Below are 298 nucleotides of genomic sequence, written 5' to 3'. Positions count from 1 at the left end.
CGTGGGTACCGGCGGCACTGGCAGTCTGGCCAATGGCGATACCTACACCAACATCCAGGATGTGACCGGCGGCAGCGGCAACGATCTCTTCTACGCCAGCGCGGCGCACAATAATTTCTTTGGCGGTGCGGGTGTCGATACGGTCAGCTATGAGCGTTCGAGTGACGGGGTCGGGGTGACGGTGGATCTGGTCGCCAAGACCGGCACCGGCGGCTTTGCCGACGGCGATACGTACGACAGCATTGAAAACGCGATCGGCACCGCCAACAACGACACCTTCATCGCGAGTCTGGACGCC

At 62.1% G+C, this 298-nt stretch carries 1 protein-coding gene; it reads left to right on the top strand.

Features of this window, described 5'->3' with window-relative positions; genetic code table 11:
* Nucleotides 1-298, top strand: a 298-nt coding sequence (locus PQR62_RS25605; protein ID WP_408160900.1) for a hypothetical protein, incomplete at both ends; no start/stop codon positions are given.

The organism is Herbaspirillum lusitanum (assembly GCF_046025995.1).
Classification (GTDB): domain Bacteria; phylum Pseudomonadota; class Gammaproteobacteria; order Burkholderiales; family Burkholderiaceae_D; genus Herbaspirillum; species Herbaspirillum lusitanum_A.
This window is presented reverse-complemented; position numbering and strand designations above follow the sequence as displayed.